20 protein-coding genes and 1 pseudogene are annotated in these 24,896 nt (G+C 36.3%); 4 read left to right on the top strand and 17 right to left on the bottom strand.

Annotated elements, in window-relative coordinates:
• Positions 1 to 50 precede the first annotated feature (50 nt).
• Positions 51 to 1,112: an SAM-dependent methyltransferase gene (locus E4N78_RS12095; protein ID WP_255810783.1), complete on the bottom strand. Its 1,062-nt coding sequence runs from the start codon at positions 1,110 to 1,112 to the stop codon at positions 51 to 53.
• 115 nt (positions 1,113 to 1,227) lie between these two features.
• On the opposite strand from E4N78_RS12095, the gene E4N78_RS12090 reads away from it, so the two are divergent.
• Both E4N78_RS12090 and amrB read left to right on the top strand, forming a co-directional pair.
• Positions 1,228 to 4,026, top strand: coding sequence for a DUF3160 domain-containing protein (locus tag E4N78_RS12090; RefSeq protein WP_255810782.1), 2,799 nt, complete (start codon positions 1,228 to 1,230; stop codon positions 4,024 to 4,026).
• 36 nt (positions 4,027 to 4,062) lie between these two features.
• On the top strand, positions 4,063 to 4,938 hold the full coding sequence (gene amrB, locus E4N78_RS12085; RefSeq protein WP_255810781.1) for an AmmeMemoRadiSam system protein B: 876 nt from the start codon (positions 4,063 to 4,065) through the stop codon (positions 4,936 to 4,938).
• 31 nt (positions 4,939 to 4,969) lie between these two features.
• On the opposite strand, the gene E4N78_RS12080 is transcribed toward amrB, so the two are convergent.
• From E4N78_RS12080 to E4N78_RS12020, 13 genes and pseudogenes are all read right to left on the bottom strand, one after another.
• Positions 4,970 to 5,377, bottom strand: coding sequence for a DUF3887 domain-containing protein (locus E4N78_RS12080; protein WP_255810780.1), 408 nt, complete (start codon positions 5,375 to 5,377; stop codon positions 4,970 to 4,972).
• A gap of 5 nt (positions 5,378 to 5,382) precedes the next feature.
• Positions 5,383 to 5,913 carry a YdbT family protein gene (locus E4N78_RS12075; protein ID WP_255810779.1) on the bottom strand — a complete coding sequence of 177 codons (531 nt, stop codon included), beginning with the start codon at positions 5,911 to 5,913 and terminating at the stop codon, positions 5,383 to 5,385.
• Positions 5,914 to 5,923: 10 nt separating this feature from the next.
• Positions 5,924 to 6,862 carry an NYN domain-containing protein gene (locus E4N78_RS12070; RefSeq protein WP_255810778.1) on the bottom strand — a complete coding sequence of 313 codons (939 nt, stop codon included), beginning with the start codon at positions 6,860 to 6,862 and terminating at the stop codon, positions 5,924 to 5,926.
• A gap of 12 nt (positions 6,863 to 6,874) precedes the next feature.
• On the bottom strand, positions 6,875 to 8,290 hold the full coding sequence (gene pyk / locus E4N78_RS12065) for a pyruvate kinase (protein WP_255810777.1): 1,416 nt from the start codon (positions 8,288 to 8,290) through the stop codon (positions 6,875 to 6,877).
• A gap of 608 nt (positions 8,291 to 8,898) precedes the next feature.
• On the bottom strand, positions 8,899 to 9,327 hold the full coding sequence (locus tag E4N78_RS12060) for a hypothetical protein (protein WP_255810776.1): 429 nt from the start codon (positions 9,325 to 9,327) through the stop codon (positions 8,899 to 8,901).
• 35 nt (positions 9,328 to 9,362) lie between these two features.
• Positions 9,363 to 9,947 (bottom strand): SHOCT domain-containing protein, encoded by a 585-nt coding sequence (locus tag E4N78_RS12055; RefSeq protein ID WP_255810775.1) that lies wholly within the window; start codon positions 9,945 to 9,947, stop codon positions 9,363 to 9,365.
• 14 nt (positions 9,948 to 9,961) lie between these two features.
• Complete coding sequence (locus tag E4N78_RS12050; protein WP_255810774.1) at positions 9,962 to 10,489, bottom strand: SHOCT domain-containing protein; 528 nt, start codon at positions 10,487 to 10,489, stop codon at positions 9,962 to 9,964.
• A gap of 96 nt (positions 10,490 to 10,585) precedes the next feature.
• Positions 10,586 to 11,080 (bottom strand): hypothetical protein, encoded by a 495-nt coding sequence (locus E4N78_RS12045; protein ID WP_255810773.1) that lies wholly within the window; start codon positions 11,078 to 11,080, stop codon positions 10,586 to 10,588.
• Between the two features lie 506 nt (positions 11,081 to 11,586).
• Positions 11,587 to 11,825 (bottom strand): annotated as a pseudogene (locus E4N78_RS12040) (hypothetical protein).
• An 18-nt stretch (positions 11,826 to 11,843) separates the two neighbouring features.
• Positions 11,844 to 12,467 (bottom strand): class I SAM-dependent methyltransferase, encoded by a 624-nt coding sequence (locus tag E4N78_RS12035; RefSeq protein ID WP_255810771.1) that lies wholly within the window; start codon positions 12,465 to 12,467, stop codon positions 11,844 to 11,846.
• Positions 12,468 to 12,472: 5 nt separating this feature from the next.
• The gene (locus E4N78_RS12030; protein ID WP_255810770.1) at positions 12,473 to 13,618 is read right to left on the bottom strand and encodes an immunity 26/phosphotriesterase HocA family protein; all 1,146 of its coding nucleotides are present in this window, start codon (positions 13,616 to 13,618) and stop codon (positions 12,473 to 12,475) included.
• A 27-nt stretch (positions 13,619 to 13,645) separates the two neighbouring features.
• A complete protein-coding gene (locus E4N78_RS12025) occupies positions 13,646 to 15,484 on the bottom strand; it encodes a methyl-accepting chemotaxis protein (protein WP_255810769.1) in 1,839 nt (612 codons plus the stop codon).
• A 155-nt stretch (positions 15,485 to 15,639) separates the two neighbouring features.
• A complete protein-coding gene (locus E4N78_RS12020; RefSeq protein WP_255810768.1) occupies positions 15,640 to 17,007 on the bottom strand; it encodes an MATE family efflux transporter in 1,368 nt (455 codons plus the stop codon).
• A gap of 145 nt (positions 17,008 to 17,152) precedes the next feature.
• Between E4N78_RS12020 and E4N78_RS12015 the strand changes: the two genes are divergently transcribed.
• Complete coding sequence (locus E4N78_RS12015; RefSeq protein WP_255810767.1) at positions 17,153 to 18,766, top strand: ABC transporter transmembrane domain-containing protein; 1,614 nt, start codon at positions 17,153 to 17,155, stop codon at positions 18,764 to 18,766.
• Positions 18,750 to 20,336, top strand: coding sequence for an ABC transporter transmembrane domain-containing protein (locus tag E4N78_RS12010; protein WP_255810766.1), 1,587 nt, complete (start codon positions 18,750 to 18,752; stop codon positions 20,334 to 20,336). The genes E4N78_RS12015 and E4N78_RS12010 overlap by 17 nt, the downstream gene beginning before the upstream one ends.
• A gap of 70 nt (positions 20,337 to 20,406) precedes the next feature.
• Here E4N78_RS12010 and E4N78_RS12005 read toward each other — a convergent pair whose 3' ends face one another.
• From E4N78_RS12005 to E4N78_RS11995, 3 genes are all read right to left on the bottom strand, one after another.
• On the bottom strand, positions 20,407 to 22,131 hold the full coding sequence (locus E4N78_RS12005; protein WP_255810765.1) for an ABC transporter ATP-binding protein: 1,725 nt from the start codon (positions 22,129 to 22,131) through the stop codon (positions 20,407 to 20,409).
• A gap of 313 nt (positions 22,132 to 22,444) precedes the next feature.
• Positions 22,445 to 22,945, bottom strand: a complete 501-nt coding sequence (locus E4N78_RS12000; RefSeq protein WP_255810764.1) for a methyltransferase family protein — start codon at positions 22,943 to 22,945, stop codon at positions 22,445 to 22,447.
• A gap of 149 nt (positions 22,946 to 23,094) precedes the next feature.
• On the bottom strand, positions 23,095 to 24,831 hold the full coding sequence (locus E4N78_RS11995) for an ABC transporter ATP-binding protein (RefSeq protein ID WP_255810763.1): 1,737 nt from the start codon (positions 24,829 to 24,831) through the stop codon (positions 23,095 to 23,097).
• Positions 24,832 to 24,896: the final 65 nt, after the last annotated feature.

The raw sequence follows: 24,896 nt of genomic DNA, 5'->3' as shown, positions 1-24,896 counted from the left end.
AAGCTTTGCGGTCTTGGCGTTCTCCGCGGTTTCTTTCGGTGTTTTTTGCTTTATATGAATGGGGCTTTTAGCCAGGTTAGTTCGTGTTTGTTTGCCGTAAGATGGACAATCTTCGAGTTCGGAATTGCCGCAAACTTTTTAACGGTTTCGTTATCGGGCTCTCCCTGCATCTTTATTGTGCAAATAAATTTTTCGCAAAGGCCCGAGTCAATCCATTTTATAACCCAATCATAAAGCCTGGGAGGATAGCAGATTACATCGGAGCAAAGCCAATCTATTTTTCCTATTTCTTCCGGCTTTAAGGTGAAGGCATCATGTTTTATAAATTCTATATTTTTTTTTGCCATTAAATCGGGCCTCAAGGGGCTTCTGTCGATTGCGATAATCTTGCAGCCCAAACTGTCCAGCACCCAGCTCCAGCCTCCCGGGCAGGCTCCGGCATCAAGGCAGAGGGAATCGGCTGCCGGCAGGGGATCCTTTTTTTGGGAAGAAGCTGCGGCCATGGTTTCGGCCTTTTCAGAAAGGCCATTTTTCTCTTGATATTTTTTTAAGTAAAAATTTAAGAGAGTTAAGGCTTCCCACATTTTTAAGTAGGCTCGGCTCGGCGGATTTATCTTATCTTCCTTAAAGAAAATTTCTCCCCGCGGGAAGGGACTAGAAGTTTTTGCAGAAGCGAAAATTTGGTTTTCGTTTAAGAGGGTCCAGATTCCCATTTCGGCTGACGGAACATCGTAGGGGAATGTCCTTTCTTTTTTGCTGATAAAGGGAAGCTTTTTTTCGATGAGCTCTGCACGTCTAAAACAGTTAAATGGAACAAAAACCCAGTTTCTCTGGATTGAACGCAAAATATCGGCAGCTTCGCTTATGCTTGAAAACTCGGCTATAAAAGGTTCTTTCATACAAAGGCGGTTCCAAAAAACATTTTTTGGAAAACTTTCTCTGTAAATAATATTTCCGTAAATTCGTGCATCTTTTGGAAGTTGGGTAATTTCCAGAGGTTTATCCGTATGCGGAATTCCCAATTCGTCGAGAAGATGATTTTCAAATTGAGGAACGGTAAGCCAAGCCCTGCCTTTTAATAATTTTATACGGGAATCGTCTTTATTCAGCATAATCTTTAGTATTCTCTCAAAGGCATATTTTCTTTTTTTTGCTTTAGCTTGTCAATCGGGTTCGTTTGTGCTATTATAAAAGTATGTAATATCGTTTTCATGGAGGAGTTTTAGAATGTTTCAATTAAAAAAGAATATTTTTATTTTTGCAGCGGTATTAGCTGTTTTATTATTTTTTTCTTGCAGTGCAAAAAAAGAAAATAAAGCTGCCGTCAATACGGCCGAGCCTAATGAAGTTAATGTAGAGGATATTGCCGAAGTATCAGAGGCCGAAGAACATGAAGGCGTTTTGCTTGCAGAGGAATGTCTTAAAAAAATAATGTATAATAATAATTTGAATGTAGAATTTGAGAAAAGGTCAAATGTATCTTCTGCTCACCAAAAGTATTTAAAAGATAAGCTTGTTTTTAAAACTTTCCCTTTCAATAAGGTGCAAGAAGGAGCGACAGCTGTTGTCGGAAGCGATCTTTGTTTATTTTATCCTAATGCAGAATTAAAATCTCAAGAAGACCTAAAAAAGCTGCCTGCGGGAATTCCTGTTCCGTTCGGCACGGTTTTGAACATTGAAAAAGAACCGATAAGGCTTCCGTTTGATGCCGATGATGAGTTCGATTTCGGTGTTTTTAAGTTTCAAGAAAATCAAAATTATTTTTACCGTACAACATGGAACGGAGAAAAAGGTCTTGTCTTTGGAGCCGATCTTACAGGTATGAATAATGATTTGAAAATAAATCAAGTTATTTCTATGCGTTATCTGACCGACGGTGCTCCTAAAGAATTTTATACGGTATTCGGTTATGAATTTTTAAGCAAGGCTCATCAAGCTGTTTTGGAGAGGGATAGGCTAATTTTTGAAAAAGTTAAACCCGATGAATATGAGCTTCATATGATGTCCGCTGACGATATGATTGCCTTGTACAGAAATCATTATGGTTATCATTACGAATCATATGAAGATAGTTATGATTCAAGTTTTTTTGGAAATGACGGCACTACACTTTTTATTACCACCGATTTGATGGCCCATGCAAAGCATCTTCTTTTTGATAGGACATTGCAAAATATTGAAGAAAATTTTTTTGTCCCCAGACTTCTTGAGCTTGTAACAGCCTTTGACGATAGTTTAAATAATGTAAACAAAAAAGGCTTTCCTACGGTAAGACCTGAAACCTTAGAAAAGGCTAAACTATATTTTCAAACTGCCCGTGCCCTCTTGGAACTTGCTCCTAAATCTGTAATTCAAAAAGATGAGTACGGCTCTGATGAAACTGTTTATAAAGAGCCCAATAAAGATGAAGTTCTTGCAAAATATCCCAAAACGGTAAGTGAAGAAATAGATCTGATTGATAAGGCTCAAGGCCCTGCGCCCTCTCCTCTTTTTACTTTTGAGGATGGTGCTTTTACAAAAGAAGATTATTCCCAATATAAACCGAGAGGTCACTATACTAAAAACGGTATCCTGTCCGCTTATTTTAGAGCAATGATGTGGTTCGGTCATGTTCATTTTTTAATTGCCGACAAGGGGCCCGAGGTTTTGGAACAGGATGGTAAAGCTGCTTCCGATGCTTATGCTCTAACTTTGAACATGGAACCCATAGCTCTTTTGATTACCGAGCTTGTAAAAAATGATGAAGAGCTTTATAAAAAGTGGTCGGCTCTTTTTGATCCTATAACCGATTTAATCGGCCTATCCGATGACCTATCTTTTAAAGAGGTCTTGCCCCTCTGGAAAAGCTATGATGTAAAAGACTTTGAAAAATGGGCAAGCGATAAAAACAATCTGTTTGCATTTATGAAATCGGCTCACGAAAAGTTAAGACCTCCGGCTATAGCGGGCTCTTCCGCTTTTTACACAGCTTCCGAAGGTACCGATGAAGAAAGAAAGCCTCCAATGGGTTGGAGACTTTTCGGTCAGAGGTTTACTCTTGATTCTTATATTCACAGCTTGGTAAGCTCTCCCAGACTGTATGGCCGTGCACATGTTAAGGGGTTGGATATTATGAAGGCTCTGGGTTCAAAGTCTGCCGATTTATTGCTTCAAAAAGATTACTCCGATTTTCCTGAGTTAAAAACAATCCTCGATAAAATCGAAAAAGAAGCAGTAGCTTCTCCCGATAAAATATTGGGAAAAACTTATTACGGTAAAACCCTAAACGAGATAAGCTTGCAAGCCCGTTTTGAGCAAGGCTCAGGCTTTTATTTTACCGAAAGCCCTGCATGGAGTGTAAAATCCTTATTGTCGGCTCACGGAACATGGGCTGAGTTAAGGCATGATACTATTTTATATACAAAGCAGTCTGCCGCAGAGCTTGGAGGCGGTCCCGGTCCCGACCTTACCTATAGGGTAAAGAAGATTCCCAATCCGGTTCACTATATAGAGCCTAACTTGGCATTTTGGAAAAACGCTGCTTCTTCTGTGGATGTTCTTATAAATGCATTAAAGCCTTATAAGCTCATAGATGAAAAGAATTTACAAAAGCTTGAAATGTTAAAAGACGCTGCCTTACATGCTGCCGATATCGTTAAGCTTGAAATTGCGGATAAGCCCGTTTCTGAAAAAGACCTAAAATGGATATCCTTGATGCCGGGCTTCCTTGCCCGTATTCTCATGCCTTCCATAAATGCAGTTGTTGAGCCTGAACAATTGCGCATGGCCTTGGTTGCCGATGTGTTTACAAATGGAGAAGAAGGCTTTGTCCTTGAAACGGCTGTCGGTATTCCCTATAGAATCTATGTTCCCTTAAACGATGCTCAAGGCGGAAAAAGAATAGCTGTAGGTTATTGTTTTAATTACTATGAATTTGAACAAGACATATCCAACCGTCTGACAAATGAGGAATGGAAAGAAAGAGTTTATTCTAATGAGGACATGGAGGACTTAAAGCCTTTCTGGGCTCAGAATATTTCTTTTTAAAAGAAGCATTTTTGCCGGACATGAATTTTAGATAATATGAAATTTCTAAGCATCGTTTTTTTTATTTGTTTTTGTCTGACGGCTTGTACGGGCAAAAAAGGCGGGGCGGAAGATACTGAAAAAATTTTCCGAACATGGAGCTATGATGGGGAAAAGACTCCTAAGACGAGGTTTATCCCCAAGGAAGCTTCTTTGCCGGACGGAGCAAAGCCTTGGGGCGGGACGGTGAGCCATCATCTTCTAACCGATGCCTTAATAGATGATTGGTTTACCGAACTTGCCGAAGCAAGAAAGATAAAACCTTTTTATATTTTAAGCCCTTCTCATTGGGGCCTTTCTCTGTACGATTTTTCTTTAACAAACGGATCATGGCAAACTAAGGACGGCCTTGTCAACTCCGAAAAGGATAAGGCTGAACACTTATCCCGCCTTTTTGATGTGCCCTTTGATGATAAGGTTTTTGTTTATGAGCACGGTGTTTCGACCTTGATTCCATACATAAAAAAATACTTTCCCGATGCAAAGGTTGTTGCCATCGCTTATTACGGAGAGCCTCCCGTAAATATGAATCTTGCAACTAAACTTTATAAGACGGTAACAAAAGTTTTTTCTATCAAAGATAAGGCTTCCTTCCTTTTAATTTCTTCCGATTTTTCTCATAAATCCGATATAGAAAAAACTGCCGAAAAGGATGCAAAGTCCCGCTATTTTTTGACAAGTTTAAAACCTTCTGCTTGGACGCTCGGTATCTGCGATAACAGACCTGCAATGTATTTGCTTTCAAAATTATTTACAGAAAAAACTCAATGTACAATTCAAAGAAGTACTAATGCCTATAAGCTAAGCGATGAAACTGACCCTGAAGACATAACAAGTTATTTCTTTACATACTTTTGGGAAAAAGAAGATTAGTCTTTTAAATTGTTTTTTATACTTTCTAAATCTATTTTAAAAAGAAGCCTATCAGCTTTGTGTCCTTTGCAAAATTGAAAGTGTAGCATAGAGTTTTATTTTCGTATCCTGCCTTGACGATAATAACTCCTATAACCTCGCCTGAGTTTTTATCCTTTGTTTCTAAAAAATAAGCTTCTTTTGTATAGAGGTATTTTCCGGCAGGCTCAAAAAATATTTTAGTATTTAAATTTATAAATTCTTCATCCAAGTTTTTTTTAAACTCTTCGGTACTTAAGTTTCTTATGCCTTCCCAGTCCTTATCGTTTATCATAAAAATAATTTCTTCAGCCTTTTCTTTTAAAAAGGGAATGTGAAATGTTTCCGATGCCTCCTTAGGCTTACAGCTCCATAAAAAAGAAAATAAAACAAAAGGAAAAAATATTTTTAATGGTTTCAAAATGTTTATTCCTTAGGGTTTAAAATATCGGCTGCAACTGCATTAAAAAAATCTTCTGCCGCATTATCGTTTTTCCGCCTTATAATATCTTGAACTTCTTTAAGCTCTTCAAGCTCTCTTTTAAGCATTTTTGTTTTATCATTATCTATTACTATTGTCTTACCGTCCAGTAAGATCATTTTTACTTCAGTAAATGTTCCAAAACGAGCAGGCCTTTTAAAAGTTTCAACTTCAATACTGTGAATTACCGAAAAATTTATCACTGTAGTTTTCGGAAATAAAATTATTCCTTTTTTTTGTACAGCTTCTTCCTTTGTGATATTAAAATACCATGAATTTTCAATTAGACCTGCTATTAAAAATATTAGTCCGAATATTATTGCAACTATGGAGTATTGTCCTTCGGCAATTGTTTTAAAATTCAAATATAGAATGATAGAGCCTATAATAACGGCAAGAAGTCTAAGCCATAATTTTACGGTAACAAATTTAACTATTCTGTCATTTTTAAGATCATTTTTTTTATCGTATTTCATAAAATTCCCCTTATATTATTTCTATTTCAGCTGCCTTTCCATTCCTATCAGTTGAATCTCCTCCTCTAGGATTAGGCATTTTAAACACTCTGAACTTTACGGCTGTTCCTTCCTTTATAAGCTTGTCCCTGCATTTTTTGTCGATATTTGTAAACGAAAAGAAGAAGTCTCCGTTTTCGTTTTCTATAATACCGTAACGGTTCATCAGCCGTTTTATTTTTCCTTTTACTTTTGGTGTTTCATTTTTCCGGGCGATGGCCTTTATCCAATAATTGGGAGGAACCCTGTCATCTGATCTTAATTCAAAGTCATCGGATAGGGCATCAATTATTTCGCGTAATGTGTTGTGACTGTAGGAGCGGGGATCGAATTCAGGCATAAAGTTTCTTATAGAATTTCCCAAATCAGAAAGACTTACCCAGCCTTCTTCAGTCATGCGGGAGTTTCTGTAAGCATGGCAGATAAGGTCATCAAGGGATTTAAATTTTTTACCTGTTTTAGAATCTTCTTCATATTCTTCCGTTTCATCAAAGTTTTCAAGATACTTAAATTCATTACAGGCATTTACCCAAAGCGGTTTTGCATTTGATCTTCCTATTCCTAAAACATAGAGTCCGTACTCCCTCAATTTGAGGGCAAGGCTGTAGTAGTCGGAATCTGTAGAAACTATGCATACGGCATTTATTCCTTGATTAGTGTTTGCAAGCTCAATTGCATCCATTATGATTGTGTTGTCTGTTGCATTTGGTCCGTTTCTAAATTGCTGGACAGGCCGGATAGGTACTTTTTCAAGCGAATTTTTCCAGCCGTTCATATTGGGTGTTGTCCAGTCCCCATAAAGTCTTTTTATTAAAACATCACCTTCTTTTGAAACTTCGGAAATTATTGAGTCAAGATAAGAAGGCGCTATGTTGTCTCCGTCAATTAAAAGAGCATATTTTTTTTCCATAGTTTAATTACCTTATTCTATTATTTCTACTTTTAATAGGTTTGTAGAACCTGCCTTACCTATAGGGATGCCTGCCGTAAGGATTGCTATATCGCCTTTTTTTACATGGCCTGTGTTTTTTGCAATTTGCGAACAAACATCGAACATGTTGTCGGTTGATTTTATATGATCAGCTAAGACAGGATATACATCCCAGTCGAGGGCCAGCTTCCGCATAACCTGAGGGGATTCCGTTATTGCGATAATCGGTACCTTGGGTTTAAACTTTGAAATAGCTCTCGGTGTTATTCCTGAAGCGGATGCCGTTATAATTGCATTTGCATCGAGGGCTAGGGCTGTAGAACAGGTAGCTCTTGCAATGGCATTTGTTATTGTGATTTCATGCAGTGAAACATTTTCAAGAAAAAGTTTTTCATAGTCTAGGGTTTCTTCAATAGAGAGGGCTATGGAGTTCATCATAGCAACCGTTTCGACGGGGTACTCTCCTGCTGCCGTTTCGCCCGAAAGCATAACGGCAGAGGTGCCGTCAAGGATAGCGTTTGCAACATCGGTAACCTCAGCCCTAGTAGGACGCAGGTTGTGGGTCATAGATTCTAGCATCTGAGTTGCGGTGATAACCGGCTTTCCTGCAATATTTGCTTTTTTTATCAGCTGCTTTTGAAGATGAGGAATTTTTTCCGGCTCTATTTCTACACCCATATCTCCCCGGGCTACCATTATTCCGTCGGCTTCCGCTAAAATTTCATCTATGTTGTCTAAGCCTTCTTGATTTTCAATTTTTGCTATAATAGCGATTTTGCTTTTATGTTTTTCCAAAAGTTTTCTTATTTGGATAATATCGTCGGCTCTTTGTGTAAAGGATGCTGCAATAAAATCTACATCATTTTTAATTCCGAATTCGATATCGGAGATATCCTTTTCACTCATGTAAGGAAGGTTTACCCTCAAGCCCGGAATGTTGACCCCTTTTCGGCTGGTTAGAGTGCCCGAGTTAACTGCTACGCATTCTATATCCGTGCTGTTTAAAATATCTATGACCTGTAATTCCAGCATTCCGTCATTTATAAGGATCCTGTTTTTTGGCTTAACCTCGGAAGCAAGATTTTTATATGAAATACTGCATATCTGGTTTGTGCCTATTACATCTCTGGTTGTAATGATAAATTCCTGCCCTTGAACAATCTCTACGGGCTTTTCAAAAACTCCCAATCTGATTTCAGGCCCCTTTGTATCGAGTAAGATAGCCACAGGCATTTTGAGTTCTTCTCTGATTTTTTTTATTCGATCTATTTTAACCTGGTGTTCTTCATGGCTCCCATGTGAAAAATTAAGGCGGCAGACATTTAGACCTGCCTTGAACATTTCGGTTAATACTCTTTCTGATTCGGATGCAGGACCTATTGTACATACGATTTTTGTTTTTTTCATAAGATTCCTCCAAAACTTATTTAAATATGATACTATAAATCGCAAAAAAATTCAAATACCTGAGATAAGACAAATTATCTATAAAAGGAGTATGGCTATACTAAAATTAACTGTTCAAATATAATATTTTACGAGAAGTTTTATGAAAAAGATACTGTTATTAAATGCAAATCCGAGAAAAAGTTGGAATACTGCACAAATAAGCTTAAGCCGTTAAATTGCGATGTTGGCTTGTATCAAGAGATCCTTTTTAAGGTTTTCTGAGGCTCATTATTCCTGCAACATAGTCAGTGGCGTATATACAACAAACAAAATAATCATATTATTCATCTGACCTATAATATCATCTCTTTTTCCTATTACCATTATATCACATTTTGACGTTTATTTGAAATGCCTAACACTTTTTTATCTTTCTCGTCAGGATTATGAACGGTGTTGAGGCTGTAGCAGGTTTTGCCGTTCCGCCTTAATCTTTTAACTGCTAAAACTTTCCGGCTAATCTGTAAAAGGATTAGCCGAATTTTTATGGGACTGCTTCCTATGAAATGATTCGTTTTATTTGCATATTAAAGAGGATACAGAAATTCATGTGCTCGCTAGAATTTTTACTTACCTTTTACGCTACGGTATGCTTCATATAAAACAAAAGGCATCATTCCTATTTCATCAACTCCTGTCGGACCATATTTATTTGCTGCTTCTTCTCCATTTAAGGAAAAATAATTTAATTGAAACATCATATCACCTCCCATATTATGAATAAGGAACATCATTTTTAGAGGCTGACCTTTCATATTTCCTGTGTATGTTACAAATACTAAACCTGAGTCGGTGTCTGGAGTATACTCCCATTTAGAATCGCTGCAAAGTGTTTGCATCATTTCTCCTATTGTAACATCGTAAGTAACCTCAGCAAAATACCCGTCTTTTACCGTATTAATGATGGTATTGTATATTTTTCTCTTACCACATGAATACAGTATTGCGATTATCGCAATAATAACGATAACAAAAGTAATTATTTTTTTCCCCATTTTAACAATCCTATTATTAAAAATATTTTTGAATATTAATTATTAAGCAATTTCTGTTTTTGAGCTTCAAATTCCTCTTGTGTCAAAATACCCTTCTCTTTTAAATTTGCAAGTTTCTCTAATTCTTGAACAAAGTCTCTTGTAGGTTGTGAATAAGTTTGAGTACTTTCTTTAGAAATTTTCGCTACAGTTGAGGCTACATTATTTTGTTGTGTAGGAAGCAAAATACCTGCATTAGACAGAATAACTCTGCTTTCTTCCGACTCAGGTACATATCCTTCGGAAATACATTTTTTTATATAGTTAAAAAAATAATTTTTTGTAACAACTATGTTTAAAACGAATAAACCTATAAGTGCAATAATACCAAGTCCCGGTAATTTCATTGAAGCGAATAAGGCTAAAGCTACAAAGGGGGCAAAAAAAGAGCCAAATATAGTTGCAACTCCTTTCCAATCTATTGGTCTTACATTAAGTGCAGGGCAGCCGAAACCAACTGCTAAATAAAGCTGTAGAAAATTTAATTTAATTTTTTCAGGGCATGATTCAATAACAATGTCATTAGCTCCCTGTTTTTTTAGTGTAATTGAAATGTATCCTTTTCTCTGTTTCTTTGACATATTTATTCTCCTTATTAAATATTTGTCATAATTTTTTTCTTTCGATCTTCGAATTCTTCTTGATTTAATATTCCTTTATCACGAAGATTTGCCAACTTTTCTAATTCTGTAAAATGGTCTATGGCACTATTAGTGTCATCAGGTTTAGATACGCTGTACCCATAAAACTCATCGTTTATGCGGTTAAAGACTTCTTCTATTGCTGTTTTTACAGTATTTTTTTGATAGAAAAAAAATACTATAGGAATAAGCCATCCTACTGTTGAAAATAATAGTATTATAAGAAAAACCCAGAACATAACAGATGTTTTATATTTTACTTCCGCATTAATAAAAAATCCGTCTTCTTTCTGTTCAATACTAACTGTGGTTATATCAGCTCTATTGATTGAACCGAAAGTTGGGTTTATCACCTTTACAACTAAAATATCTCCGCTTTTATTTGTTTGCGATGATATTTTCCGGAACTGAGTTTCCAATGCTTCAAACACATCATTTTTTGATTGTTTGGTTTGGATACGCCTGCTTACATCAAAATTCATAAAATCTCCTATCTCTATTTTTATTTATAAACTAATTATAAATTTTAATTAGTTTATAAGTTTTTTATCCTCAAATTTTTGAAGATAAAGATATTTTTAGTGACGCTTCTTTCGATATGTCCAATCTTTTATTTTGAGAGTTTTACCTTTATCATCAATTTCTATTTTAAGAGTCTCGACTTTTCCTGCTTTTTTTCCAGCCGTATATTCCAAAGTAAGTTCATCGTTTTCAACATGCCAATCACCTTCTGCATTAGCCCAATCGCTAACACGGTAGGCTAGTCTAAGGTCATTTCCCGGCATACCAATGAAGTCATTTGTGGAATAAGTGGCAACCCAATTATAAGCAAATGTCCCATCATCATACAAAACCAGTTCATTCTCTGCAAAATTATTACTCCAATCTACATATGGTCTTGAATCACTTCCATCATAAGTATGTATCCATGTCCCGATATACTTTGATTTTTCTGTACAACTAATAATGCTAATCATAATTAATCCCATAACTAGTACTCCGCGAAAAGACCATGGGCAATCTGATATCCTGAAATCTACATTTTTATTATTGGTAGATTTTCTTCTTATCATATATTTTCTCCTTTATAAAAATTTATTTTCTATATTTCCCCGTTCAACCCGCAATCGAAAGGGTTCCGCACAGACGGATTTTGCAAAGAAAAGCCGGCTGTCATTTCGTACAGGTTGACCGTAAAAACCTAGGTTCCTAAACCGCCCTGTTAAATTGTAAAACAAAAATCTTGATTTACTTTCAAATTTAATTTCAAGGCGGTAAATATATAAAAAAGCACACAAGACAAAAGAAGCTGCTTGTCTTATGTGTTTATTACAAAAGAGAAAAAAATAATGATATAAAAGATTTTGACTTAGTTTATAAATTGTGTCGTTTTGACACACGGGGGGGGGGGGTAAAATGGCACAGTGTTTTATTTATAAGAGTACTGCGGGCTTTTACCTTACTTAAAGCATTTAATGAGAAATTTTTAAAAAAATATAAACTCAAAAAATCTATCATAAATTGACCTTAGCATAAAATATCTATTCTGTCAATCACTGTAAATAAGTATTGTATAAATTTATAAATCCTTCTGCATTATAATCTCATCGTCGTCTTTGTCGATTTCATAAAAGCCGAAATTTTCATATAGGCGTTTTGCTACTATATCGCCTTCAACATAGCAAAGAGGATTGTAACATTTGAGGCTGCAAAATTTTTTTGTTCTTTTTTTACGGAAAGAGAATTGATTATTCTCCAATTATCGGGGGTAATCTCTTTAAATTCAATGTTATAGAGAGTAGGGTGGTTAGTTTTCATAAAAATATAATATAAAGTTTAGGTGTAAATTTCAATAGACCAATAATATTTATTGGAAAAATATTTATAGGTTTTGTCTTTTAGTAAAATTTTAAATCCTTTTTCGGTATAAAAGTTTTTCATTATTTCATACTCGGTGCCGTCTTTAAGTTTTCGTATTTGATAGGTATTGCCGTTTTTATCGGTTTTGGATATCGGAGTACTTTCTCCTTCCACAAAAAGGTTGTCCATAAAGAATATTAAAGAAGGCTTTTTAGTTTTTTCTATGAGAGTTTCGACAAGATTTAAAAATTCATGTTTTGTAAGATGACTTGCCAAAAAGCCTATAAATATGCCGTTGTATTCGTTATTAGGTTTATAGTTTCTATAATCCAAAATTGCAAATTCCGGCTTGCAGACTTTAAATATTTTTTGTTTTGCAAGTGTCAATACTTCCTTATTAATGTCGGTTGCAAGTACGGTTTTCGCAGTTTCTGTTAATGTTTCCGTCCAAAATCCGGTTCCGCAGGCGAGTTCTAATACATTCCTGTTTTGGAAAAGTTCTTTAATATAATCTTGATATTCAAGAATGCTTTTTTGTCTTTCCGGTTTTTTATATATATCTTCATATTCTTTTGCTCTTTTTTTGTAATATTCTATCATAGGTTTTACTTTTCCTTTGCGAGTTTTAAGTTTCCTTCATAATCCAGATCGCCGTCTAAACCGAAGGCCTTGAAAATTGCATTTTTATCTTTTTTGTTTGCCGGATTATTTAAGCTGCCGCCGGCTGCGGGATAAAATGGAGCATTGGATTTTGCTTTTATACATTCTTCCAATTTGTCTATCTCCAAGAAACAACCTATTAATTCCGCTCTGTAATTTTTATGATACCAATCTTCATCCTCGTATAGAGCATATTCTTTTAAAGACATTTCTTTATATATCAAGCCGTATTGAAGATAGGCAATATCTCTGTCCTGATAATTTATACTCTCGCTTGTCGATATCGGAGCATCATTTAAGTCTTGATATGTAACTTTTCTGTTTCCGATAATTTTATATTCGCCGTAATAGATATTGTTATCCATAAGGGGCTGTGCGGGGAGGGATAAGTTTTTTTCTAATTCGTCAAGATCAATGTTAATGCTGCCGCTTATTTTATGATAGATCTTTACAATTAAAGCCGTTCCCATCAAATTGTTAAGACCGTAGTTTTTATTCTTTTTAAATTCGGGCGTTTTTCTTAACTTAACAATATCGATTAAAATTTTACCGAAGCCGTATTGCCGTCTTCCTATTTTAAAAGCAAAGATATCCCCTTCCTTATATTTTTGATGCTCTCTTTTTTCATTTTTAAAATTTTCCAAATCGGCTAAATCTTCTTTCGATGTTTCCTTTATCCATTTTTCGATCCAAGAATTCAGGGCGGAAGCCTTGCTTTCTTCTAACCTTTCGGAATAATATGTTTTTTGTGTGGTGTAGTTTCCTATGCAAACATATCTGCTTTCAAATGAAAAATATAAGCCTATTCCTCTAAATAATTGAGTTGCCGTAAAGTTTAATTTTTTCGGTTTTCCTTTTACCGTTTTAGGCAGTACAATAGTTCTGTTTTCGGCAGTTGTAATATCAAGTTCGCTTTCTTTATAGTAAAAAGCCTCGCCTTCAGAATCCGATACCGAAATTTCTTTTTTGATAATATTGCCGTCAAAGTAATAGAGGGTGCCTTTTATATTCATTACTTCCCAGTGATCTTCAATCGGATTTAAACCCAGATATTTTCTTTGCTCGTTGGTTAAAATAAATTGTTTAGTCATACTTTTCCTCCTCAAGCCGGCAAAACTTTATATAACGAGTTTCTCCAAATATGAAAATATTTTAGAAACTGCCTGCTTGTTTTCTTCGGTCATATTCATAGCTCTGTCTATCTCGCTTGCAATAAGTTCCGATTTTTGATTGATTTCATTCATATTACTGCTTATGTTTTTAGAAATGTCTACAAGCCTCGTCATTTCTTTTCCTGCTTCGGTGTTTCCTATAAGCATTTCTTCAGACCCGCTTCTTACTTCAGAAGTTATCTGCATAATATTTTTTACTGCTCTAAGTATTTGAGAGCTTCCCGTGTCTTGTTCATTCATAGCATTCATTATTTCGCTGTTTCTGTTGTTGACAAGGTTAAGAATACGCATTACTTCCGTAAACTGTGTTTCGCCCATAAGAGAAGATTTGGTTACTTCTTCTATCTGATTTTTTAATTCCGTTAAAACGGTTGTTATTACCTTGCCCTGAGTGCCGGACTCTTCGGCGAGTTTTCGTATTTCATCGGCAACAACGGCAAATCCCTTTCCTGCTTCTCCTGCGTGAGCAGCTTCAATGGCTGCATTCATAGCCAGTAGGTTTGTTTGACTGGCTATGTTTTGGATGACCGAAGTAGTTTCTAAAAGGCCTTCGGATTTTTCGCTTAAGGACTTAACAAATTCGTTTGTTTCCGAAATGGATTTTCTTCCCTTTTCGGCTGCGATATTTAATTCTTCCATAGAACCTAAGTTGTTTTTTAGAACTGAGGTAATTGACTTTATATTTGCCGTCATCTCTTCAATAGCAGAAACAGATTCAGTTACGGCAGAAGATTGATTTATAATATTTTTGTCAAGCTGTTCAATATTTTTTGCAATTTGTTCTAATGTGGATTGAGTTTGCAAAACTCCTGAAGATTGGTTTTGAATACTGTTGTTTATTGAAGAAATATTCCCCGTAATTTGATCCACTACATTTGAAGCTGTTGTCATATTCGATAAAAGGTTATGGGCAATATCCTGTGAGGTTTGACCTGTGGTTTTTACATCATTAAAAAATTTTTTATTAAAATCTAAAAGTATATTAAAATCTTTTATTAAAAGAGCCGCCTCATCTCTCGAATCTACCATAAGAAAATCTTGATTATAATTTCCTAAAGACAAATTTTTTATTGCAGCCTGGAGGCTTGAGATTTTCTTTTTGGTCGACTTGGTTATAAGAACTATATTTATTATTGAAAGAATTATTCCATAGCTAAAAAGCGGAAGAACCTTTGTCAAAAGCTGTATATAAATATCGTCAGTTTGTGTCCTAACTAAAGGAGCCATTGTAAAAAAAGAAGTTGACAGAATACTTAAAATACTTACGAGTGCAGTTCTTCGTGTCATCGAAAGGTCTAAGTGATTTTCTTGAACCGGTAAAAAAGCTGCCCATTTTTCCAATGCTCTTATCATAAAAGAACCGAAGAATATTCCAATTAAGAACATATTTCCCATAGTTATACTCATATATGAAATGAATGTTCTTGTTTGAGAGATTAGACCGGATTCCAAGGAAGTAAAAACCGGTCCGAAAACAGCAATCATCAGCGGGATGGTAAACGCAATTTTTACATATAATGAGATATTCTTCTGTGCCTTTATAGGGTTTTCTTTCCAGTTTACTATTGACGGCATTATAAATTTCCATTTGATGAGGGGATTAAAAATAGATGTTATCATTATAACTGCAAAAGTCTTAGTTCTAAGGATATTCATAACATTCCCTGAGCTTCCTACGATTCGGTTGGTTAAAATGGTCGATAAAATCCATGCCAAGTTGGTTAATAAATCAAATACCAATATTTTTTTAGACGGACTATAAATGTCCTCATTTTTTTTGCTCATAGTATACTCCTTCTATATCTTTGAGGCTTTTAATTTTACTGTAAAATGCATATTGTGGAATTTTATTGAGAAAAAAGAGCATGATTCAGTATTTTCGTTAGGTTATCATATAAATAAATTTTAAATAGGTAAGTTACTTGAAAATAGATAAATTTTCAATTTTTTTGCCATTTTGTGATACCCGATCTCAAAAGCTTGAATTCCCGTATTATCAAAATAGATATGGGTATTGCACTCAGCATTTCAATGAGAAATGTACCATAATAAATCCCTGCAATACCGGTAAACATAGGAAGGATCAACATTACCGGAATATAAAATACGATTTGCTGTAAAATCCCCAATATTGAGCTGATTTTTCCTTTGTTGACGGCAGGGAAAAAAGCTAGAGCAAAAAAGACTAGGGGCATAACCGGAAGGAGAGCCATGTAAATCCTAAAATAGGAAATATTGTGAATGTTTAAGTGAGGATTTTTCATCATCAAGGAAACCGCTGTTTGAGGGAAGATAAGCATTAAAATCCATAATGGAGCTATTAGAACAATGGCTGCAAATACAAATCTCTTAAAGGCTGAAATAAGGCGGTCCGTCTTATCTGCTCCGAAATTTATTCCTATTATGGGGGAGAGGGCAAACATGAAGCCTCCTATCGGCTGCAGTATAAATGAAAAGATGCGGGTAATGATTCCGTAAAAGGCAATGTCGTCCTGTGAGCCGTAGTGGTTTAATACATTTAAAACTAAAAGCATTTGAATAGTTCCCATAAACTGCATTATAAAACTTGCCAATCCCATCGAAATAATCTTAGATATAATTTCTCCGTTCATTCTGATTGTAAATACTGAAACCGGAGAATCAGGATTCTTTTTTGCAAAATAAACGGTACTGATGATAGCTTGTACCGCCATACCGATATTTGTTCCTATGGCGGCACCTTTTATGCCGAAATTAAAAATCACCATGAGTGTATAATTTGCACATCCATTGACAAGCAGGCTTATCCCCATAATTGCCGCTGCGGTTTTCATTTTTCCTTCGGAACGGATGAGGTTATTAAGAGCAATGGCATATATCCAAATCGGAGTGCCCCATAAAATGGTGCGGTAGTATTCTCCTCCATGTATTAGGGCCTTGCCTCTGCCTCCCATTAAAAAAAGAGTTTGCTCCGAAAAAAGAAATCCTAAAGTCATTACGATTACACTTATTATAAGTGTCAAAAAATTTACATTGCCTAAAATCTTTTTTTGAATATTTTTATCTTCCGCACCGATTGCAATACTTGAAAGAGTTCCGGCTCCCGAGCCGATGAGAATACCTAAACCTATTATTGTTATGAGTGGAGGCAGGGCTACCGAGATACCCGCAAAAGCTCCTTCTTCGGCAAAATGTCCGACAAAGATTCCGTCCAGCACATTGTTTGCTCCCAGTAAAATCATTGCAATAACGGCAGGCCATGAAAGATCAAAAATAACCTTCCACAAGTTTTCGTTTAAAATAAATTCTTTTTGCTTTTCATTTTCCATAGTGTAAGAATTCCCAAATCATATAATGCGGAATTTAGTTGTCTTTGTCAATAGTTTTTTCTATTCTCAAATCAATTCTTGACAATAATCAGGTAAGCTGTTATAATTCTGAATGTTAGCTTATGCTTACGAAAGGAGGCCTTAATTGTTTAGGTTTATCATAAAACGAAAAGTATATTTTGTGCTTTTTTTTGTTTTAAGCGGAATCGATTTGTTTTTTACGATGAAGTTTCAACTATGGAAGGGGCAGCTTCTTGATACGGCCTTAGGGAAAACCGCTTATTCTCTTTATACCTTGATGCTCTTGTGTTTAGGAGCGATGGTCTTTGCTTCTTTATTTTCTTATCTTTACAGTCTTGTAAAATCGAAACTTGTGGTAACTGCCGAGGCCGATTTACGGAAAACTTATTTTGATGCCCTTCTTAAAAAAACGATGGGAGAATATATCAACATCCCTGAAGGAAAAATAAGTGCCGATTATACGGATAAGATAGATGTTATAAGCGGTCAGTATTTTTATGTTTGGACGGCTTTGACCGACAATGCCTTGATATTCTCGGTAACGGTAATAACCCTTTTGACAATAAATATACAGGCGGCCATTGTTACCGTTCTCTTATTAATGATTCCTCTTATTGTTCCGACTGTTTTAAAAAAGATTTTGGCTAAGGTTTCAAAGGAAAAGATGGAGGCCGTCGAAAAACATTTTTCAGCCGTGAGAACTTGGTTAAAAGGAATTGATATTATAAAAGTTTTTTCTTGTGAACAATATATAATTTTCAGATACGATAAGATAAACGAATTTTTAAGAAAAAAACAAATGGATGCCATAAATGTAAGTTGTCTTGAAATAGGGGTAAGTTTTTTTGTATCGGCTATCGTTAATTTGCTTATGACGGCTTATTGTGCATATTATGTTTATAAAGGTGTTTTTTCTATCGGAGAATTTTATACCATAATGAGCCTAATCGGAATTCTGTCCAGACCAATGTATTGGACAGCGAATTTATTAAAGACTTTCTTTTTTTCCCGTCCTGTCCGTGATGCAATGATTGAATTTATAGATGCTAAAACGGAAACAGGCGAAATAGGAAACTTAAACGAATTTAACATTGATGCTGTAGGCTTATCGTTTTCATATAATGAAAAGAAGGTTTTAAATAATACCGATTTTACATTTAAGCAAAACGAAAAAATTTTGATCCTAGGGGAATCGGGCTCAGGAAAGTCCACGATAATGCGGCTCCTTTTGGGAATGTATGCTCCGGATTCCGGTTCGCTTACAATAGGCAGAGCTGCTCCGAAAAAATTAAAAAATATTGCCGATATAATTTCGATTCAGCAACAAGAAGCCTATATCTTTAAAATGAATCTCTTGGATAATTTGTTTTTAGATAAAGACATAAGCGAAGAAAGAGTAAAAGAGGTTCTTGATTCCTTAGGTTTAAATAAGTACACGCAAGATAAATATTTAAAGGAAACCGTCATAGGGGAAACTTACGGTTTTTCAGGCGGAGAAAAAAAGCGCATAAGTATTGCAAGAGCTGTTTTGCATAAACGCCCGATAATGATATTCGATGAACCTCTTGCCAATATAGATGATGAAAATATTGAACGGGTAAAAAAATTAATTTTCGGTATAAAGGATTCTACCGTAATAATTATTTCGCACATTGCAGATGCAGAAACAAAAAAAATGTTTGATCGAATTTATAAATTTGATACAATTGAAAGGAGATTATATGAAGAAGCTGTCTAATCTTGAAAAATCGTTTATATTTTTGGCTCTTCTATTTTTAATTTTTTCGACAGCCGCCGTTACGGCTTTTTCATGGCTAAGTGGAAAAATAGCCGATTCTGCCGTAAGCAAGGATATTGAAAAAATAATTATCTTTGTATCTGCATATTTTGTTGCAATACTGGTGAGGGGAGGAGCGCACGGGCTTTATTCTTATTTTTTCGGCAGGTTTAAAACAAACCGTTTGAAACTTTTACGGCAAGGTCTTTTTCATTCTTGGGTAAAAGCCGACTATGAAGAATTCTATAATATTGAAGAAGGGAAGAAAATTTCTTATTATCAACAGCAGCTTCCTTCTCTCGAAGGGATATACTATCAATCCTTCTATGGAATGGGACAGATTCTTATGGAAACGGTTTTTGCTTCAGCCCTATTTTTATATGTTAATATAAAATTAGCTATTGCGGGGCTCTTTTTTATTTTTATTACTTCGATTATTCCTCAAGTTTTTAAAAAGCTCTTGGATAAAACTCAATCCGAATCCATAGAAAGTGTAAATGAGCACATGGGAGAATTTTCCGATTGGTTAAAAGGCTTTGAGGTAATAAAAAATTACGGAAGCGAGGGGCGTTTTCAAAACCTCTTAAATAAATCGGTAGAAAAGCTGGCAAAAAAACAATTTTCGGTTTCAGCGGCAAATGTTGCATCACAGAGTCTTTCATTTTTTGCATCTCAATTAAGTATAATTGCAGTTGCTTTTTACGGCGTTTATATGATTAATAAAAATGAATTAAGCATAGCGGAGTTTATGATGGCTAACGGCTTGGTTGTACAGCTAAGGTCTCAAGTTTATTATATCTCTATGTATGTGAACCGTTTTATTATGAGTAAGGTTACCTTTGAAGGTTATAAGACCTTGATAATTAAGGAACCGGAAGAAGAAAAGATTGAAGCTGAAATTTCTTCGGGCGATATATCGTTTAATGATGTAAGTTATGCTTACAGTGAACTGCCTGTTCTTCAAAATGTAAATAAAAAATTTACCGATAAGGGAATACACATCATTTACGGAGAAAGCGGAAGCGGAAAATCTACTGCGATGAAAATTCTTTTAGGTCTATTAAAACCTAAAGGCGGAAACATAGTATTGGATGGAAAAAATATTCATTCCATAAAAAACAGGTCAGACCTTATTTCGTTTTTAGCCCAAGAAGCCGTTTTCTTTGATGATACCTTAAAAAACAATTTAACATTAGGCGAAGATATTGCAGAAGAAAAAATATTCGGCTTAATGGAAAAATTAGGCTTGGAAAAATTCGCGAATAATGAAGCCTTAAATATGGATTTTACCCACATCGAAAACAAATTTTCAGGCGGTGAGTTAAAGCGTTTAAGCTTTGTGCGAACCCTCTTGAGGGATACGCCTGTAGTAATTTTCGACGAACCCTTTGCAAATATAGATGCCCAAAATATAGAAAGGGTAGAAGACCTTATTTTAAGTCTAGATGATAAAAAGGTTTTTATAGTAACCCATCAGCTTAACGAAAGGATCAAAGAAAAAGCCTCTTCCCTCTGGAAAATAGGAGCTTGACGGTTGGAGTAATGGATAATTACAGCTTTATTGTAATTATCCATTACGAATTAAAAATTAACTAATTAAACTAATACACCCATTTTTCCGTGGCTGTAGACTTATCAATCATGTTTTTGTACAGCTCGGATTTTTGTAAAAGATCCGAGTGTTTGCCTTCCGCTTCTATTTTGCCTTTGTTCATGACGATAATTTTATCTGCATTTTCGACGGACTTTAATCTATGCGAAATGATGATAACTGTTTTATCTTTGATAAGTTTATTTAAGCTTTCTTGAATCTTCATTTCGTTTTCGACATCGAGGGAAGCACTGATTTCGTCCAAGATAATGATGGGGGCGTTTTTTAAGAAGGCTCGGGCTATCGAAAGTCGCTGGCGTTCTCCGCCTGAAAGACGGCTGCCGTTTTCGCCGACAAAGGTATTCCAGCTTTCGGGCAGTGCTTCGATAAACTCGGTACAGTTTGCAAGGCGGGCGGCTTCCTTTACTTCTTCATCAGTGGCATTTTTATTTCCGACGCGGATATTTTCCATAATCGATGTGTTGAATAAACCTACATCTTGGAACACAATCGAAATTTTTTCAAAAAGACTGTCGGTGTCGATTTTTGCAATGTCCTTTCCGTCGATAAGAATCTGACCCTTGTTGTAATCATAGAGACGAGAAGCCAAACGGAGTACGGTAGTTTTTCCGCAGCCTGAAGGACCGACAAGAGCTGTAACCTGATTTTGCTCGGCTGTAAAAGAAATGCCGTCAATAATTTTTTGCCCGTCATTATAAGAAAACTCAACATCTTTAAATTCGATGCCGTATTTTTGTAGGTTTGCAGGAGAACCTTCCTGTACCTCGGTTTCGCGCAGCTCATTGATACGCTTAACGCGTGAATCGATGTACATAATCTCTGCAAGGTTTGCTTCGACTGCTGCAACCGCATCGATAATGCGTGAGGAGGCAATGACATAGCCGATAAAATACAAAAGAGAGGCGGTTCCGGCTAAGTACATTTTTAAACCGAAAAAGACCGTTATCCCGACCGAAAACTTGAGTGCCGCCAGTGCGATATTGAGCGGAATCGCTTGATGGGCTTCAACCGATAGGTGAAGTTTTTCAGCTTCATCGACATTGCGGTTTAATTTTTCTGCAACCGTATCTGTGCGGCCGTAGCTTTTAATTTCCTGTTGAAGCTCAATCGCTTCCTGAAAAAATTCTGAACGCTGTCTTTGTTTGTGGAAGTCTCTTGTGGTTTCCCGCACTTGTATTTTCTTTGATAAAATAAGCAGAATAAAGCTCACTACTATCGGTGCAAAGACACAAAGTCCCAAGGCCGGATGAGCTATAATCATCATTGTGCCGATAATTACAAGATAAATTACCAGTCCTATTGTCTGCGGAATGGCGTGGCTCAACGCATGCTCAAGAGTTGCGACATCCGCCATAACGGCTTGCGATAAGTCGGAAATATCGTGCTTGGAAAAATATGCAAGCGGCAATGCCTTTAAGCGGTTTGCAATTTCGACACGCAGTTCCTTACATTCTTTAAAAGTTACCGTGTACAGCGTGTTGTAATTTACATGTAAAAGAATGTACATTACCACCGCAATGGCAGCAATAAGGCCGGTATAAAAGTAAGCCGTTTTAAGCGAGCCTTCAAAATAGCCCTGCAAAAAAAAAAACATAATCAAAAACATCGGCAGGATATAGGCGATGTTGGAAAACACCGACCATACCGAAGCCGTAACCAAATCCCGAGCCCCTTGCTCGGTAACTGCAAATAATTTTTGTAATTTTCGTTTCATATAGATCTCCATTGTTAGGGGGAGAGAACACCCCGTTCAGAGCAGGGTTTTCTCTCCCCCTATAACCCCCTCTTTTTCCCGCACTGCCAAAGGGAGTTCCCTTTGGAAACCCCTTCTTAATTTTTACGGCGGTATTGAAAAACCCTTTAGAGGGTTACAATAATTTAATTCACCCCGTCTTTTATTGCTAGGAGTGGGGTATTTTAAGTTGAAGCACTCAGCTTTATTTTTAGCCACGAGCTTCAACATCCGATTTACTAATTGCAAGGTACGGATGGATTTTGTACTAATTATCCATTACCAATTACCCGTTTCACATTAATTTTTTTCTTATCCATATTGATGGAATACAGCGGTTTACTCGTTTGCAATAGTCTTCGAATTCTTTTCCGTATAGATTTAAAAGCCATTTTTCTTCCGTGAACTTCATAAATATAGTCATGTAAAGCCAGTATACTGGCGGCAGAATAAGCAGATATAAGTTGCAGGCTAGTAAAACCGCACCTGAACAAGCAAACAAAAATGCTGAATAAATAGGATTGCGGACATGAGCATATATTCCATCAGTAACTAGTGTGTTCGTTTTTATTTTGCTGTCAATTCGCGACATAAATACTGCCGAACACCAAAGGTATATACCTGCTGCAATTAACAGAATTCCTGCAATACGGAATACCAATTCAAATCCGCTTACTGTAGGCGGAATAATTTTGAGCTTAGTCAGAATAATACTTGCAGCTGTAACGGCTATAGTAGGTCCGACATAGATAGGCCCCACACCGATAAGCGGCAAATGATTTTTTTGTTCACTCATAACTTCAATCCTCCGATTTCCTTTACTGCCTCTCCTTTTGAAAATAGGCGGAGCAGATGCTAGGAGCGTATAAAAAACACCCGCAGGCGTACTTGCTGTACGTCGAGGACTGTTTTTTATTAAGCGACAACGCAGATGCCCGCATATTTTCAAAAGCGCCATTCATTTGCTTGCGAATACAGTTTCTGCAGTTTGCTGTACTTTCCACCTTTTTCCATAAGCTCTTTGTCGCTGCCGCGTTCTATTATGTTTCCTTCTTCGACAACCAGAACCTCATCGACATTTTTAATGGAGCTTAATCTATGAGCAATCATGATTACCGTTTTGTTTTTCATCAGATTGGAAAAGGCCTGCTGGATTTCGTATTCGTTTTCAGGGTCGGCGGCTGCTGAGGCTTCGTCCAAAATAATGATGTCCGCATTTTTTAAAATAGCTCTGGCGATTGCAATGCGCTGGATTTCTCCTCCGGATAAATGCACACCTTTTGAACCGATGAGTGTTTTTTCTCTTTCGGGAAATTTTGCCAAAATATCTTCACATCTGGCAAGGCGGAGTGCGTTCATCACTTCTTCATCGCTTGCGTTTTTGTTTCCCATTTTCACATTTTCAAAAATACTTGTTTTAAAAAGTTTAGATGTTTGGAAAACAAAAGCGATATTTTTCATTAAGGCGTTTTTGGAGTACGAGGCAATATTTTTTCCGCCGATTAAAATCTCGCCTTCATTTATTCTATAAAAACCTGAAATAAGTTTTGCGATTGTACTCTTTCCTCCGCCCGATGAGCCGACAAGGGCGTATGTTTTATTCGGTTCAAGTTTAAAGCTTACATTCTTTAAAATCTTTTCTTCATTATAGCCGAACGAAACATTTTTAAATTCAATACCGAAGTTGTCAAATTTTTCTTCCGTTCCGTGGGTTATGTTATCCTTGCTCATTTCGGTAAAAAGATTTTCCAGTTTGTCTACGACGCTCTTTGCCTGAAAGTTGTACATGCCGACATACATAACACGCATAAAAGAAGCAAAGAGAACTCCTGCAAAGCATACATAAAATACGATTTTTGCAATGATGAGATTTCCGTCCGCACCCTTATTCATAAAATAAATTGCTGCAGGGATTGTAAAGGCGGCAAACAAATTGAACAGCACTTGAAACATAACATAGGGACTTCGGCAGCTGAGCGTGTACTTGTATGCCAAATCGGAATAGTCGGTAATTGCCGTGTAAAAAGCCTTAAATGATTCCACCGTGCTTTTAAAGATTTTTACTACCTGCATTCCGCGCACGTATTCCACCGCTTCGCTGTTCATCCTTTCCAAGGCAGCCATGTATTTTTGCATAAAGTTCTTATTGCCCATCATAAACATCATCTGCACACCGCCGATGACCGCGATAATGCTTAGCAAGATACCGAGTTTTATGTCTACCATAAAAACAATGATGAACATTAAAATCGGAGTAAGAAGAGCGGCAATGTTATCGGGAATAAGATGTGCTACAATCATGTGCGTTTCCTGCGCATTGTCGTCGATGATTTTGCGAATCTTTCCCGAATTATTTACGTCGAAAAAAGCAAAGGATGCATTCATCAAATGTTTGATTGCCTCTTTTCGTAAATTCGATTCAAGACGGAAACCCAAGACATGCGATGCCCATAGGGACGCAAAATACACAACCGAGTATCCGAGCATAAGAGCGACAATCACCGTTGCATAAAACGAGCCGTCCATAACGCTTTTTGTAACCAAAAAGGCGTATAAAAACTTCCATAAATACCAAAATGCTCCCATTTGGCAAGCAACGCCTAAAGCGGAGCAAATAATGGAAATATACACACAGTGTTTTTTTTCAGGTGTATATTTCAACAATCTTTTATATGTGTCCATTCAGACCTCCTATACCGATTAATTATGTATTTTTGAGCCCAGTCGTTTTTCCAATCGCCAGTGCG

The organism is Treponema denticola (assembly GCF_024400535.1).
GTDB lineage: Bacteria > Spirochaetota > Spirochaetia > Treponematales > Treponemataceae > Treponema_B > Treponema_B denticola_C.
This window is presented reverse-complemented; position numbering and strand designations above follow the sequence as displayed.